1 protein-coding gene is annotated in these 279 nt (G+C 46.2%); it reads right to left on the bottom strand.

The features are described 5' to 3' along the window. A partial coding sequence (locus ACH8JV_RS19600) for a calcium-binding protein (protein WP_396523324.1) occupies positions 1-279 on the bottom strand: 279 nt, incomplete at both ends.

Genomic DNA, 279 nt, shown 5'->3' with positions numbered 1-279 from the left:
TGTCCTGCCCATGACCTGACTGGAAGATATAAATATCTTTCTCATAATCACCACCTGTCATGACATCGTTACCACTGCCACCAATCAAGGTATCCTGACCAGCACCGCCATTCAACGTGTCATTGCCAGCACCGCCATTCAATGTGTCATTGCCGTTATCACCATTCAGTACATCATTGCCTGAACCTGTAATCAACGTGTCATTGCCATCACCACCGTTTAAGATGTTCTTACCTTCTCCACCATCTAACAGGTCATCACCTGCATAACCTGTCAGTG

Origin of the sequence: Acinetobacter sp. ABJ_C5_2 (assembly GCF_044538485.1) — a bacterium.
In the GTDB taxonomy this organism is placed as follows: domain Bacteria; phylum Pseudomonadota; class Gammaproteobacteria; order Pseudomonadales; family Moraxellaceae; genus Acinetobacter; species Acinetobacter nosocomialis_A.
The sequence above is the reverse complement of the archived record's forward strand: the minus strand, read 5'-3'. Positions and strand labels throughout refer to the sequence as shown.